General features: G+C 72.2%; 19 protein-coding genes. 12 read left to right on the top strand and 7 right to left on the bottom strand.

The window, feature by feature from the left end; genetic code table 11:
• Positions 1-32 precede the first annotated feature (32 nt).
• The 6 genes from O7607_RS09830 (at position 33) to O7607_RS09805 (ending at position 2593) form a co-directional block, all read left to right on the top strand.
• Entirely contained in the window at positions 33-206 is a 174-nt protein-coding gene (locus O7607_RS09830; protein ID WP_269702589.1) for a CsbD family protein, read from the top strand.
• 175 nt (positions 207-381) lie between these two features.
• Positions 382-798 carry a YbaB/EbfC family nucleoid-associated protein gene (locus O7607_RS09825; RefSeq protein ID WP_269702587.1) on the top strand — a complete coding sequence of 139 codons (417 nt, stop codon included), beginning with the start codon at positions 382-384 and terminating at the stop codon, positions 796-798.
• The gene (locus O7607_RS09820; RefSeq protein ID WP_269702586.1) at positions 798-1121 is read left to right on the top strand and encodes a hypothetical protein; all 324 of its coding nucleotides are present in this window, start codon (positions 798-800) and stop codon (positions 1119-1121) included. The genes O7607_RS09825 and O7607_RS09820 overlap by 1 nt, the downstream gene beginning before the upstream one ends.
• 2 nt (positions 1122-1123) lie before the next feature.
• Positions 1124-1618 carry a WXG100-like domain-containing protein gene (locus O7607_RS09815; protein ID WP_269702584.1) on the top strand — a complete coding sequence of 165 codons (495 nt, stop codon included), beginning with the start codon at positions 1124-1126 and terminating at the stop codon, positions 1616-1618.
• A gap of 6 nt (positions 1619-1624) precedes the next feature.
• Positions 1625-2134: an EndoU domain-containing protein gene (locus O7607_RS09810; protein WP_269702582.1), complete on the top strand. Its 510-nt coding sequence runs from the start codon at positions 1625-1627 to the stop codon at positions 2132-2134.
• 15 nt (positions 2135-2149) lie between these two features.
• Positions 2150-2593, top strand: coding sequence for a hypothetical protein (locus O7607_RS09805; protein WP_269702581.1), 444 nt, complete (start codon positions 2150-2152; stop codon positions 2591-2593).
• Positions 2594-2614: 21 nt separating this feature from the next.
• On the opposite strand, the gene O7607_RS09800 is transcribed toward O7607_RS09805, so the two are convergent.
• The 3 genes from O7607_RS09800 to O7607_RS09790 form a co-directional block, all read right to left on the bottom strand.
• Complete coding sequence (locus O7607_RS09800; protein ID WP_269702579.1) at positions 2615-3853, bottom strand: RNA polymerase sigma factor; 1239 nt, start codon at positions 3851-3853, stop codon at positions 2615-2617.
• Entirely contained in the window at positions 3850-4212 is a 363-nt protein-coding gene (locus tag O7607_RS09795) for a YciI family protein (protein WP_269706933.1), read from the bottom strand. The genes O7607_RS09800 and O7607_RS09795 overlap by 4 nt, the downstream gene beginning before the upstream one ends.
• Before the next feature lie 100 nt (positions 4213-4312).
• Positions 4313-5503 (bottom strand): DUF2786 domain-containing protein, encoded by a 1191-nt coding sequence (locus O7607_RS09790; protein ID WP_269702577.1) that lies wholly within the window; start codon positions 5501-5503, stop codon positions 4313-4315.
• A 199-nt stretch (positions 5504-5702) separates the two neighbouring features.
• On the opposite strand from O7607_RS09790, the gene O7607_RS09785 reads away from it, so the two are divergent.
• Complete coding sequence (locus O7607_RS09785) at positions 5703-6491, top strand: DUF3152 domain-containing protein (RefSeq protein WP_442929522.1); 789 nt, start codon at positions 5703-5705, stop codon at positions 6489-6491.
• Positions 6492-6533: 42 nt separating this feature from the next.
• Here O7607_RS09785 and O7607_RS09780 read toward each other — a convergent pair whose 3' ends face one another.
• A complete protein-coding gene (locus tag O7607_RS09780; protein WP_269702573.1) occupies positions 6534-6959 on the bottom strand; it encodes an ATP-binding protein in 426 nt (141 codons plus the stop codon).
• Positions 6960-6997: 38 nt separating this feature from the next.
• Positions 6998-7753: an SAM-dependent methyltransferase gene (locus O7607_RS09775; RefSeq protein WP_269702571.1), complete on the bottom strand. Its 756-nt coding sequence runs from the start codon at positions 7751-7753 to the stop codon at positions 6998-7000.
• An 85-nt stretch (positions 7754-7838) separates the two neighbouring features.
• Between O7607_RS09775 and O7607_RS09770 the strand changes: the two genes are divergently transcribed.
• Positions 7839-8057: a hypothetical protein gene (locus O7607_RS09770; RefSeq protein ID WP_120574013.1), complete on the top strand. Its 219-nt coding sequence runs from the start codon at positions 7839-7841 to the stop codon at positions 8055-8057.
• A gap of 8 nt (positions 8058-8065) precedes the next feature.
• Here the strand turns inward: O7607_RS09770 and O7607_RS09765 are convergent, their stop codons facing one another.
• Positions 8066-8776, bottom strand: coding sequence for a GAF and ANTAR domain-containing protein (locus O7607_RS09765; RefSeq protein WP_269702569.1), 711 nt, complete (start codon positions 8774-8776; stop codon positions 8066-8068).
• Positions 8777-8956: 180 nt separating this feature from the next.
• A complete protein-coding gene (locus O7607_RS09760; RefSeq protein ID WP_269702567.1) occupies positions 8957-9349 on the bottom strand; it encodes an STAS domain-containing protein in 393 nt (130 codons plus the stop codon).
• 196 nt (positions 9350-9545) lie between these two features.
• On the opposite strand from O7607_RS09760, the gene O7607_RS09755 reads away from it, so the two are divergent.
• The 4 genes from O7607_RS09755 to kdpA all read left to right on the top strand — a co-directional run bounded on the left by O7607_RS09755 (position 9546) and on the right by kdpA (position 12736).
• Entirely contained in the window at positions 9546-10250 is a 705-nt protein-coding gene (locus O7607_RS09755) for a GAF and ANTAR domain-containing protein (protein ID WP_269702565.1), read from the top strand.
• A 137-nt stretch (positions 10251-10387) separates the two neighbouring features.
• Entirely contained in the window at positions 10388-10807 is a 420-nt protein-coding gene (locus tag O7607_RS09750) for a hypothetical protein (RefSeq protein ID WP_269702564.1), read from the top strand.
• 184 nt (positions 10808-10991) lie between these two features.
• Positions 10992-11081, top strand: coding sequence for a K(+)-transporting ATPase subunit F (kdpF, locus tag O7607_RS09745; RefSeq protein WP_036311210.1), 90 nt, complete (start codon positions 10992-10994; stop codon positions 11079-11081).
• Positions 11081-12736 (top strand): potassium-transporting ATPase subunit KdpA, encoded by a 1656-nt coding sequence (gene kdpA, locus O7607_RS09740; protein WP_269702562.1) that lies wholly within the window; start codon positions 11081-11083, stop codon positions 12734-12736. The genes kdpF and kdpA overlap by 1 nt, the downstream gene beginning before the upstream one ends.
• The last annotated feature ends 2 nt before the right edge of the window (positions 12737-12738 follow it).

Raw genomic sequence — 12738 nt, 5'->3', positions numbered from 1 at the left:
GTCGTCAGGCAACCGCACCAGTGGAGGTCATCATGGGTCTCGACGACAAGATCGACAACACCTCGCAGGACGCCACGGGCAAGGTCAAGGAGGGCATCGGCCGGGCGACCGACAACGAGCGCCTCGAGGCCGAGGGCCGCAACGACCAGGCCGGTGCCAAGCTCAAGCAGGCCGTCGAGAAGGTCAAGGACGCCTTCAAGAGCTGAGTACGCGACGCACACACACCACCGGGTCGGCCCACGGGCCGGCCCGGAGTGCTGTATACGGACGGTGACCGTCCCCAGTGGCGGATGCCACGGTCCACATCGATCCGGCGGGACCACCGGGATCGGCTCCGGTGCATAGGATGCGAGGCGACCTCGAACGCGGAGGAGCTTCTCGATGGCCGATGCCGCCGACCCGTCCGGCTTCGGCCGGGTGCTGTCCGAAACCATGGCCGCGCTCCAGCGGCAGACCCACGCGAGCGAACAGGTGGCACCACCGGAAGGTGTCGGCGAGGCCGCCGACGGTCTGATCCGGGTCACCGCCGGCCCACCCGGTCAGGTCACCGGGCTGACGCTCGATCCCCGCGTGATGCGGATGGCCAGCGAGGCCCTCGCCGAGGAGATCGAAGCGGCGGTGAACGCCGCGCTCGCCGACCTGCGGGAGCAGGCCACCACCGCCCCGGGCGAGGTCGACCTGGGTTCGCTCGGTGAGCAGCTGCGCCGCGTCCAGGCCGACGCGGGACGCCAGTTCAGCATGTTCACCGACGCCCTGATGCAGGCGCAGGACCGGCTCGCCCGTCAGGACGGGCGCTGATGCCGGTCGAGATCGATCCGGAGCGGCTGGGCGCCTCCGGGTCCGCGCTGGACGCCGTCGCCACCCGGTTCGGCACGGCGCTCACCGCCTTCCGGGCGGAGCTGTCGGCCTTCGGCCGGCCCTGGGGGACCGACGACATCGGCTCGCTGATCGGTGCCGCCCACGACGAGGTCTCCGCGTTCGCGTTCGAGTGCTTCGACAGCGCGCTCACCGAGATCGCCGCCGCGGGCGCCGACCTCGGCAAGATGGCCGTCCGCTACGCCGGGACGGAAGCGGCCATCACCAGCAACCTCGACGGCCTGCGTCGGATGCTGGGAGGCTGAGCATGGGCATGGAACTCCCCGGCGAGCTGCGGTCGCTGCTCGGCGTCCTCGGCTACACCTGGCCCGAGGCGGACGAGACCAAGCTGTTCGAGATGGGCAACGCCTGGATCCGGTTCTCCGACACCCTCTCCGGTGTGGTGAGCGAGGCGAACACCGGCGCCGCTACGGTCTGGACCCAGCACACCGGCCAGGACATCACCGCGTTCCAGACCTGGTGGAACAAGGAGGACAGCCCGGCCGACAGCCTGCGCGACGGCGTCACCGCCGCCGTACTGACCGGCACCGGCCTGATCATCTGCGGCGCGATCGTGCTCGCCCTCAAGGTCGCCGTCATCGTGCAACTGGTCGTCCTCGCCATCCAGATCGCGCAGGCCATCGCCACCGCGGCGGTCACCTTCGGCGCCTCGCTGCTGGAGATCCCGATCTTCCATGCGCTGGCCCGGACCATCGTCGGCAACCTCGTCCAGGAAGCCCTCTGGAAACTCGTCGACGGGTGAGGTGACATGGGCGGGGGCAAAGCAGGCGGCCGGTTGATGCGGGCCGCGTTGCGCTTTCTCAAGCGCACGAAGACGCGTAACCGGCCCGACCGGATGAACCCGCACTTCACCGAGCACGTGATGGGCGGCCACGTGAAGCCGGGCATGCCCAAGGGGTCGGGCTACCACTACCGGCCCGGCGGTGAGGACTTCCCCGGCCGACGGCTCCAGCCCGGCAGCGTCGTCAAGGACCCCAAGACCGGCGCCTACACCGCCAAACCCGAGTTCTTCGATCCGACGCTGAACCCTCCGCACGGGGCCTGGAAGCCGAAGAAGGGCAACGGCGGCGAAAGCTCCTTCTTCCCCGACGACTGGACACCGGCCCAGGTCGACAACGCCATCACCGGTGCCTTCCAGAACGCGAAGCCGGTGCCCGGCACCAGCATGTGGCGCGGCACTCACAAGGGCCTGGTGATCGAGGGTTTCTACAATGGCTCGGGCGGCTTCACCCACGGATGGCCGGTCGTCATCCCATGATCCGGAGGACTTCCGTTGGCGTTCATCAGTTTCTCCGTCGATGAGTTCCGGCTCCCGCTGTTCAACGTGGCCGATCAGCGCTATCGGGCTCTCGGCGCCTGGCTGATCACCGACATCTCCGTCTCCTACTCGGCCTGCCTGGACGCCCTTCAGATGATCGACGACGTGGCGAACGGCCGTCCGCTCGACGAGGCGTGGGACAGCGACAAGTACGAGGTCGGTTTCTCGTCCGACGGGGTCGAGTTCGTCAACGAGTGGGTCGCGGACGAGCGGGGTCGTTACTCGTTGGACGAGACCCGGGAGGCGGTCGAGTCGTACTGGCGGTTCCTGGTCGATCGTCCGGAGAACCGCGAACTGATTCGCGAGTACCGGCCCGACCTGCCGCGGTGGCAGGCGGAGCTGCTCCAGTGGGAGGAGCGGTGGGGTCGGCCGCATCCGTACCGGGGACGGTTGTTCTGACCCGAGCCGGCCCCGCGGGACTCACCTGTCGGCCAGGCGCGCCGCGCGTACCTCCAGATAACGCCGCTCCGGCAGGCTCGTGGTGGCCCGCGCGGCGGCCAGGTACGCGGCCCGGGCCCCGGCACGATCACCGGCCAGGTCGAGCAGGTGCGCGCGGACGGCGGCGAGCCGGTGGTGGCCCGCGGTCCGGTCGTCGGCGTCGAGCGTGGCCAGCAGCGCCAGCCCCGCGCGCGGGCCGTCCACCATTGCCACCGCGACGGCCTGGTTGAGCGTGACCATCGGGTTCGGCGCGACCCGCGCCAGCACTCGGTAGAGCGCGACGATCTGCCGCCAGTCGGTGTCCTCGGCGGTGGGCGCCTCCGCGTGCACCGCGGCGATCGCCGCCTGCACCTGGTACGGCCCCGGCGCCGACCAGGTGAGCGCCTCGGTCACCAGCGCCGCCCCCTCGGCGATCGCGTCCCGGTCCCAGCGGGTGCGGTCCTGCTCCGCCAACGGCACCAGTTCGCCGTCCGGCCCGGTACGGGCGGCCCGGTGGGCGTCGGTGAGCAGCATCAGCGCCAGCAACCCGGCCACCTCGCCGTCCGGGAGCAGCCGGCGCATCTCCCGGGTCAGCCGGATCGCCTCCCCGGTCAGCTCGGCCCGGTGCAGCGCCTCGCCGCTGGACGCGGTGTAGCCCTCATTGAAGATCAGGTAGAGCACGCGCAGCACCGTGCCCAGCCGCTCGTCCCGGTCGGCCGGCGAGGGCAGCGTGAACCGCGCGCCGGCCGCCTCGATCCGCTGCTTCGCCCGGCGGATCCGCTGGCTCATCGTCGCCTCCGGCACCAGGTACGCGCGGGCGATCTCGGCGGTGCTCAACCCACCCACGGCGCGCAGCGTGAGCGCCACCTGCCCGCTCACCGGCAACACCGGATGGCAGCAGAGGAACAGCAGCTTCAGCGTGTCGTCCCCGCTCGGCGGCTCCTCGTCGGCGGGCGGGGCGACAGTGGCGTACGCCGGTTGCCGCACCGCCACCGCGACCTCGCGTGCCCGGCGGGCGTGCTCGCTGCGCCACTCGTCGGTGAGCCGCCGCGTCGCGACGGTGACCAGCCAGGAGCGGGGGTGGTCGGGCAGACCCTGTTCCGGCCACTGCACGACGGCGGCGAGCAGTGCCTCCTGCACGGCGTCCTCGCAGGCGTAGAACTGGCCGTACCGGCGCACGAGCACGCCGAGGACCTGCGGCGCGAGCGTACGCAGCAGGTCCTCGACCACAGGTGCTGTCACATCTCCGTCCCGGCCTGCTCCATCACCGCCCGCACCTCCAGCACGCCGAAACCGTGCCGTACGTCCGGCCAGCGCGCGGCGATCTCGGCGGCCCGCTCCGGGGTCTCGCAGTCGACGGTCAGGTAGCCGGCGAACTGCTCCTTGCTCTCCATGAACGGCCCGTCGGTGACCTCGGCGCCGCCACCGGCCGCCGGGCGGGCCGTGCGGGTCTGCGAGGGGTGGGCCAGCGCCTCGCCGCCGACCAGTTCGCCGGACTCGGTCAGCTCCTTCATGATCTCGTCGACCTCACCGAAGATCGCGGTGCGTTCCGCCTCGGTCAGCTCCTCCACGAAGCCGGGCCGGTTCCAGATCAGCAGCATGTACTTCACGGTGTACTCCTCGGATGCGGGCCACCGGCGGTGGCGCCTCGCAGACGGGTCGGAGCCGGTCCGCCCGATCCGACATCATCACCCGGGAAGGTCAGCGACCACCGCGTACCGGACGGCGTGCCGGGCGGCCCGGGTCGAGCGAGGCGCGGTCGGCCGCGCTGGTGCCGGAGACCCAGCCCTGCTCGTCGCGCACCTGGAGGCGGTGCCGGGTGGTGCCCGGAAAGAGCTGGTCGACGCGTTCCCGGACGGCGTCGGAGCGGGCCGCGAGCACCGGCAGCAGCCGGTCGTCGGCCAACTCCTCGGCCGCCGCCGCGCTCGCCTCCCGCAGCCGGTCGCCGATGCGCAGCGCGAACGCGTTGAGGAACGACTCGTCGTAGCCCTTGGTACGCCGCCCGCCGGCCTTGCCGCGCTCGCCCCGGCCGCGCAGCATCGCGGCGGTGGCCTGCACGAGCAGCGAGGTGTGCAGCAGTTCGACCGCCGCCAGGTCGGCCGGGAAGCCGAGCACGGTGGCGAAACCCAGGTCGTCGGACCAGACCGACTCGCACCGGTTCGCCGCCGCCACCTCCTGGATCAGCAGCGCCTTCGCGGCCGCGTACGGGGCGTCGACGCCGATCCGTACCCCACCCGGGCCGCCGGAACGTTCGGCCCCGGCGTCGAGCAGCGCCGCGTCGATGCTGTGCCGGGCCATCAGCTCCTGCGCCTTCGCGGTGAACGCCTCGGCCTCGGCCGGGTAGCCGGTCGACTCGGCCTTGGCGAGCAGCGCGCGTACCCGGTCGAGCATCCGGGAACCGCTCGGTGTCGCGGCCGCGAGTGCGGTGCCGGCCGAGCCGGGTGGCGGCCGCAGCGCCGCGATCGGCGGCAGCCCCGCCACCAGGACGACCGCGTCGACCGCGTCCCGCAGCGCGGTGATCCGGTCGCCGTCGGCGCGCCGGTCCAGCCAGCCCGCGTCATCGTCCCAGCGGGCGCCGGTCTCGGTGAGCTGCTCGTCGAACCAGGCCGGGACCGGCGGGGGCAGCGTGCGTCGCTGCGCGGCCATCGCGTCGCGCAGCAGCCGGGCGCCGCGCGGCGTGAGCCGCCGGATGGCGAGCCGGTCCAGGTCGGCGGGCTGCCAGCCACGCGGCCAGAGCCGGCCCACGTCCCGCGTGAGCCGGGCGAGCAGCGCCGCGTCCACCGCCGCGCCGTCGGCCACCACGAACCTGTCGAGGGCCCGCTCGGCAGCGCGTACGTCGGTGCCGCGCGCGGTCGCGACGGCGGCGTCGAGCAGTCGCTCGGCTGGTGACACGGGTGGCTCTCCCTGGACTCCGACAGGCGGCAGGTCGCCCACCCCGGCACCGACGGTACCCGGCCCGCCCGTTCAACCGTCCGGGCCCGGCGTCCGTACTCCTGCCCGGAGCGGGGCGGCGCGACGGACGGAGATCGACGTGGGCGGACATGACCGGGGGCTGCACCGGCGACGGCGGAGGTCGCGATCACCGCGGCTCCTGGCGGTGGCCCTGGTCGGGGCCGCGCTCGCCGCAGGCGGGTACGCCGCCCGGCACCCGGACCTGCTGGACCGCATCGACGTGCGGCGGACCGTGCCGGCGGCGGCACCGAGCGCGCCCGCGCCGGACGCCCGCCCCACACCGACTGCCGCGCCGGCACCGGTCCCGGCGGCCGGCCGGGTGGCCCCCGGCATCGGCTACCCGGCACGCGGCGCCGGCACGTTCCGGACCGCCGACACGGTCGGCGCGGTCGCCGGCCGCTCCGGTGAGCTGCTGCGCTACCGGGTCGCGGTCGAGGACGGCATCCGCAACGTGGACGTGGAGCGGTTCGCCCGGGACGTCGCCGCCACCCTCGCCGACCGGCGGGGCTGGACCGGCGACGGCCGGTGGCGGCTGCAACGGGTGGGCCGCGACGACCGGGCCGACTTCACCGTGCTGCTCACCACGCCTGTCACCCGGGGGCGTCTCTGCGGCGACCCGAGCGACCGCTACACGTCCTGCCGCAACGGCGACCAAGTGGTGATCAACGTGGCCCGCTGGGCGTACGGGGTGCCGCACGTGACCGACCTGGATCTCTATCGGCAGTACCTGCTCAACCACGAGGTCGGCCACCGGCTGGGTCGCGGCCACGAGCGCTGCCCCCGGGCCGGCGGCCCGGCGCCGGTGATGGTGCAGCAGACGCTCGGCCTGCACGGCTGTACCCCGAACGCGTGGCCGTTGGTGGACGGCGAACCGCTGTCCGGGCCGCCCGGCCAGTACGACGATCCGATCCCGGCCGGAGATCGCTGAGCCGGCCCGGTGGCCGGGCCGACGGGTGGCCCGGCCGGGCCGTCACCGGGAGAACGAGGCCCAGATGTTCTTGGTCTTCTCGGTGGCGTACCAGCCCACGTCGAGCGAGACCGACTGGGCCAGGAACAGGCCCCGCCCGCCCGAGTCCGTCGGGCTGATGTCGGTCAGCTCCGGCACGGTGCTGACGTCGTGGTCGGCCACGTCGAGCAGGAACCGGTCGTCGGTGGCGAGCAGCGTGATGATGGTGGGCGGGCGACCGTGCCGCAGCGCGTTGCTCGCCAGCTCGGTGGCGACCAGCACGACCAGGTGCGGCACCTCGTCCAGGTCCTCACCCTGCACCAGGCCGTGCCGGTTCAGCGCCTCGCGCAGCGACGCGCGCAGGCCGCGCAGATCCTCGGGACTGTCCAGCACCCACTGCTCCAGCTCGGTGGCCTGTGGCGGCGGCGGCGAGGTGCGCAACTGTCCCATGATCTGGCTTTACCCTGCGTAGCCGTTCGTTAAGCAGGTCAGCGCCGCAGCAGCGCGAAGACGCCCCACCCCATGTACTCGCGCTGGAAACGGACGTATCGCAGCGGATCCTCGGTCAGTTCCCGCCGCAGTTCCGGGGCCAGTTCGTCGTCCGGGTTGGCGTCCAGCCAGCGGCGCAGGTTCAGCCAGTGCGCGGCGGCGTACCGGTCCCAGCTGTCCTGGTCGGCGAGGACCATCTCGACCAGGTCCCAGCCGCACTCGCCGAACGACGCGACCAGGCCGGGCAGGTCGGTGAACTCGTCGCGGGACCCGGCGTGCGAGCCGGTGACCGCCTCGTCGTCCGGCGGGTCACGCCGCCAGTAGGGCTCGCCGACGAGCGCCATGCCACCCGGCCGCAACGCCCGGTCGAGCAGTTCCAGCGTCCCGGGCACCCCGCCGCCGATCCAGGTCGCGCCGACGCAGGCGGCCACGTCGACCGGCCGCTCCGGGGTGTACGCGGCGGCGTCGCCGTGCACGAACCGTACCCGCTCGGCCACGCCGAGTTCGGCGGCGCGTTCCCGGGCGGCGGCGGTGAAGGCGGTGCTGATGTCGACCCCGGTGCCGGTGATCCCGTGGTCCCGGGCCCAGGTGCAGAGCAGTTCGCCCTTGCCGCTGCACAGGTCGAGCAGCTCGTCGCCGGAGCGCAACCGGATCGCCCGGCCCAGTGTGGCCAGCTTGACGTCGTCGAACGGGTTGAGGATGCGCAGCTCGCCTTCGCGGATGGTGAACTGTCGCGGCAGGTCTGGTGAGGTCATCAGTGGAGCGTGCCGCCGCCCGGTGACGCGGAGCAACGGAATTCCGGTCTGGGCCGGTCCGGGTCTCCTGGGGTACGGTCACCGCATGGTGGTCGAGGAACACTGGTGGAACGGCGTCAGCAACCCTCGCGGACGGCGCGACGTCTACATCCGCACCGACGGAAGCCAGTGGCAGGTCCAGGCGCAGATCGGCGGGGCGAGCGGCCGGTCGAAGATTCAGCAGTGCCCGAGTCGCGGCTCAGCGACGATCCTGGCCGGGGCGTGGCGCGCGAGCGGCTCCGGCTGGCGCGAGATGCCGCGCTGACCTCACGCTCAGTCACGGGGTCCGTGCACCGCGCGATCGACGAGTGACTCGGCGACCTCGCGCAGCTTGCGGTTGGAGTCCTGCGACACCCGGGCCAGGATGGCGAACGCCTCGTCGGCCGAGCAGCGCCGCTGCCCCATGATGATGCCCTTCGCCTGCTCGATCACGGCCCGGCTCTGCATCGCCTCCTGCATCTGCTGCGCCAGCGTCGCCGTGCTCTCGTAGAGGTGGACGTTCGCCAGCGCGATCGCCGCGTACCCGGCCAGCGTCTGCGCCAGCTCGACCTGCTCGTCGAGGACGCCGGGCGACGCGCCGTAGATGTTCAGCGCGCCGACCACGGCCTCCTGGATGGGCAGGCCGATGGACAGCGAGCTGGCGGCACCCGCCTCGTGGGCGCGTGCTGCCCACTCCGGCCAGCGGCTCTCCGCCGCCATGTCCGGCACCAGCATGGCGGTGCCGGTGGTGGCCGCGTCCAGGCACGGGCCACGGCCCTGCGCGTACTGCCACTCGTCGAGCGTCAGCGCCAGCTCACCGGTGTACGCGGCGGTGTGCGCCTGCGTGCCCTGGACCAGGGTGACCGAGACCTCGGCGGTACCGGGCAGGGTGTCCTTGGCGACCTGGGCGATGGTCGACAACACCACGTCGAGGTCGACCTCGTCGTACTTGATCCGGCCGAGTCTGATCAGGGCTGCGGCGAGGTCGGGGTGGTCCTGCGGCATGAGCGGTGACGTCCTTGTGCGAAGCGACGCCGCCGGCCCGCGAGGGGCGCGACGGCTGGTGGTGGGGATCGGCCCGTGGTGACGGACCGGCGTCCCGATTCCTGACGGAGATCGGGACCGCGCCGCTTCTTGACGCTCGTTCGTGACGCCCCGGACGGGACGTCGACTACCGGGACAACTCTACGACCCGGAACGGGTCGGTACGACGGGACGTGCCGACGCGTGGCCGGCGGCCGGTAGCGCCGGGCGATCGACGACCTCGAACGCGGCGAGCGTGCCGGTGACGGCGAGGACGCGCCGGACCACCGGGGAGGGCCGGTGCAGGATCAGCCGCCGGCCGTGCCGGGTGAGCATCAGCTGCGCGAGCACCAGTGCGTTCGTGCCGTACGCGCCGAAGAAGCTGACCTCCGCGAGGTCGATCACCACGAGCGGGGCGGGCGCCGCGACGGCCGTCTCCACGAGTTCGGTGAGCAGATGCGCGTTGCTGAGATCCACCTCGCCGGCCACCGAGACCTGAGTCACGTCCGTGCCCGCGTGGCAGCTCAGCCACATGATCGGCTGTTCGTCGGACACGGCACCCCCACCTCAACGTCCGAGGAGGCTCCCGGCGGCACTCGCCGGGAGCAGGAGGGCGCATGTCTTGACCCGTATCCGAAGATACGCCGAGCGGGTGGACATCGCAGCGTGGGAGGCGTTCGTACGGGTCCGTCCCGGGTACCGTCATCGGAACGACCACTGCCGATGACCTTCACCAGGACAGGACGAGAGCATGGAAGCCCCCCGCATCGAGCCCGGCGAAGCCCTCGCGGAGCTGAGCCGGATCCGGCTCGACGAGGTGGCGCTCGACGACGTCCTGGCACGCGTCGCCGAACTGGCCAACCGGGCGGTCCCGGGCAGCGTGCACGTGTCCGTCTCCCTGGTGCGGGCCGGGGCGAACCGGGCGATCGCCTACACCAGTGACCTGGCGCGCAGTCTCGACGAGTGGCAGTACGAGCACGACGACGGCCCCTGCCTGGACGCCTCGGTCAGCGCGGTGAGCGTCTCCCTGCCCGACCTGACCGACGAGCCGCGCTGGCCGGGCTGGGCGGCGCGGGCCCGGGCCTCGGGCGTGGAGAGTTCGCTGTCGATCGGCCTGCCGATCCAGGAGGCGGTCACCGGAGCGCTCAACGTCTACGGCGGCGTGCCGCACGCGTTCGACAAGGCGTCGATAGAGCTGGCCGAGGAGTTCGCCGCGTACGCGGCGGTGGCGCTCGCCAACACGCACCTCTACGAGAGCACCGCGACGCTGGCCCGGCAGATGCAGGAGGCGATGCGCAGCCGGGCCGTGATCGAGCAGGCCAAGGGCATCATCATGGGGCAGCGGCGCTGCTCGGCCGACGAGGCGTTCACGCTGCTCGCCAAGCTCTCCCAGGACTCCAACCGTAAGCTGCGCGAGGTCGCCGAGGCGCTCGTCTCCCGCGCCGCCGCCCGCTGACCCGCACACGTCGCGCTGCGTGAAGGCGGCGTGAAAAGCCCCGGCCCGCCCGTACCGGATCCGTCAAAGCCGTCGACCTCGCCCACCTGCCCCGGCTGGTGTGGCCCGCGAAGGACGTACCGACGCGGGAGGCGGAAATGGGACGAGAACGGGTGGACGGGTGCACCGGATTCCGGGTGGCCGCCGGCGCCGCAGTGGTGGTCGGCGCGGCGCTGGTGGCGGCGGGGGTGTTCGCACCAGACGAGCTGCCGGGGCGGGTCCTGGTGATGGCGGGCGTCGTCGGGGCGTACGCCGCTGTGGTGGCCGACCTGCGCGCGGTCGCGGCGGTGGCCGCGTTGGGTGCGGCGGTCTTCGTCGGGTTCCTCGCGCACCGCTACGGCGAGCTGACCGGCTCGGGTGACGCCTGGTCCCAGGCCGTGCCGATCGGGTTCGCCGCGGTGCTCGGTGCCGGTTACCGGCACCTCCGGTCGATCGGGGCCGAGGCCCGTCCGGTGACCCGGATCACCGGCCCGGAGAGCGGCGTGAAAAGCGCGTCAAGAAACCGTGGCCGCGCGTGATGGTCGCGTCAAGACCCCTGTCCGTCCGCCGGATACGGCGCTGTGATTGCCCGGCGCGGCCGGGAGGCGGTCGCGAGGACAACTTCCGCTAGGAGAGATCAGCCGTGTCTGACGTGCTGTTCGTGTTGCTGACGGTGGGGCTGTTCGCGGCTCTCGCCCTCGTGGTCAGGGGCGTGGAGAAGCTGTGAACGCCGTCAACGCCGTCGGCCTGGTGCTGGCGATCGGCCTGGGCGTGTTCCTGGTCGCCGCCCTGCTGTTCCCGGAGCGCTTCTGATGAGCATGACGACAGCGGGAGTGCTCTTCGTCCTGTCGCTGGTGGCGGCGCTGGTCGCCGTGCACCGGCCGTTCGGCGACCACATGTACCGCGTGGTCGCCGGAACCCGGTCGTCCCGGGTCGAGCGGGGCATCTACCGGCTGGTCGGGGTCAACCCGGCCGCCGAGCAGACCTGGGGCGTGTACGCCCGCTCGGTGCTGGCCTTCTCGGCCGTGTCCCTGCTGTTCCTGTACGCGTTCCAGCGCCTGCAGAACCACCTGTGGCTGTCGCTGGGCTTCGACCCGGTGGTGCCGCACGGCGCCTGGAACACCGCGGTGTCGTTCGTGACCAACACGAACTGGCAGTGGTACTCGGGTGAGTCGACGATGGGCCACCTGGTGCAGATGGCCGGCCTCGCAGTGCAGAACTTCGTCTCGGCGGCGGTGGGCATCGCCGTCGCGGTGGCGCTAATCCGGGGCTTCGCCCGCAGCCGTACCGGCGAGCTGGGCAACTTCTGGGTCGATCTGACCCGGATCACGCTGCGGATCCTGCTGCCGATCGCGGTGCTCGGCGCGCTCGTGTTGATGCTCGGCGGCGTGGTGCAGAACCTCTCCGGCGGCACCGACGTGACCACGCTGACCGGCGGCACCCAGACCGTCACCGGCGGGCCGGTGGCGAGCCAGGAGGTCATCAAGGAGCTCGGTACCAACGGCGGCGGCTTCTACAACGCCAACAGCGCCCACCCGTTCGAGAACCCGACCGCGTGGACGAACTGGCTGGAGATCTTCCTGATCCTGGTGATCCCGTTCAGCCTGCCCCGGGTCTTCGGCCGGATGGTGGGGCAGAAGCGGCAGGGCTACGCGATCGTCGCCGTGATGGCGATCCTGGCGTTCGCCAGTGTCGCCCTCACCAACGTCTTCGAGCTGGCCGGCGACGGCACGGTGCCGCAGGCGGTCGGCGCGGCGCTGGAGGGCAAGGAGGTGCGGTTCGACGTGTCGAACTCGGCCACGTTCGCGGCGGCCACCACGCTCACCTCGACCGGAGCCGTCAACTCGTTCCACGACTCGTACACCGCGCCGGGCGGCATGATGACGCTGGGCAACATGATGCTCGGCGAGGTTGCCCCCGGCGGTGTCGGCGCCGGCCTGTACGGGCTGCTGATCCTCGCGGTGATCACGGTGTTCGTGGCCGGGCTGATGGTCGGGCGCACCCCCGAGTACCTGGGCAAGAAGATCGGCTCGCGCGAGATCAAGTTCGCGTCGATGTACTTCCTGATCACCCCGGCGCTGGTGCTCGCCGGCACCGCCGCCGCGTTCGCCACCGGCAACGACTCGACACGCCTCAACGTCGGGCCGCACGGGTTGTCCGAGGTGCTCTACGCGTTCACCTCGGCGAGCAACAACAACGGCTCCGCGTTCGCCGGCATCACCGTGAACACGCCGTGGTGGAACACCGCACTCGGGCTCTGCATGCTGCTCGGCCGGTTTCTGCCGATCATCTTCGTACTCGCCCTGGCCGGCTCACTGGCCCGGCAGCAACCCACACCCGCCGCCGAGGGCACTCTGCCGACCCACCGGCCGCTGTTCGTCGGCATGGTCGTCGGCGTCACGGTGGTCCTCGTCGCCCTCACCTTCCTTCCCGCACTCGCACTCGGCCCGCTGGCCGAAGGGCTGTGACC

The sequence above is a fragment of the Micromonospora sp. WMMA1949 genome (assembly GCF_027460145.1).
GTDB lineage: Bacteria > Actinomycetota > Actinomycetes > Mycobacteriales > Micromonosporaceae > Micromonospora.
This window is presented reverse-complemented; position numbering and strand designations above follow the sequence as displayed.

Bases quoted from the DNA above. Each gene is read 5' to 3' on its own strand.
- O7607_RS09830 (WP_269702589.1), top strand. From the start codon at position 33: ATGGGTCTCGACGACAAGATCGACAACACCTCGCAGGACGCCACGGGC.
- O7607_RS09825 (WP_269702587.1), top strand. From the start codon at position 382: ATGGCCGATGCCGCCGACCCGTCCGGCTTCGGCCGGGTGCTGTCCGAA.
- O7607_RS09820 (WP_269702586.1), top strand. From the start codon at position 798: ATGCCGGTCGAGATCGATCCGGAGCGGCTGGGCGCCTCCGGGTCCGCG.
- O7607_RS09815 (WP_269702584.1), top strand. From the start codon at position 1,124: ATGGGCATGGAACTCCCCGGCGAGCTGCGGTCGCTGCTCGGCGTCCTC.
- O7607_RS09810 (WP_269702582.1), top strand. From the start codon at position 1,625: ATGGGCGGGGGCAAAGCAGGCGGCCGGTTGATGCGGGCCGCGTTGCGC.
- O7607_RS09795 (WP_269706933.1), bottom strand. From the start codon at position 4,212: ATGCTGCTGATCTGGAACCGGCCCGGCTTCGTGGAGGAGCTGACCGAG.
- O7607_RS09780 (WP_269702573.1), bottom strand. From the start codon at position 6,959: ATGGGACAGTTGCGCACCTCGCCGCCGCCGCCACAGGCCACCGAGCTG.
- O7607_RS09775 (WP_269702571.1), bottom strand. From the start codon at position 7,753: ATGACCTCACCAGACCTGCCGCGACAGTTCACCATCCGCGAAGGCGAG.
- O7607_RS09770 (WP_120574013.1), top strand. From the start codon at position 7,839: ATGGTGGTCGAGGAACACTGGTGGAACGGCGTCAGCAACCCTCGCGGA.
- O7607_RS09765 (WP_269702569.1), bottom strand. From the start codon at position 8,776: ATGCCGCAGGACCACCCCGACCTCGCCGCAGCCCTGATCAGACTCGGC.
- O7607_RS09755 (WP_269702565.1), top strand. From the start codon at position 9,546: ATGGAAGCCCCCCGCATCGAGCCCGGCGAAGCCCTCGCGGAGCTGAGC.
- O7607_RS09750 (WP_269702564.1), top strand. From the start codon at position 10,388: ATGGGACGAGAACGGGTGGACGGGTGCACCGGATTCCGGGTGGCCGCC.
- kdpA (WP_269702562.1), top strand. From the start codon at position 11,081: ATGAGCATGACGACAGCGGGAGTGCTCTTCGTCCTGTCGCTGGTGGCG.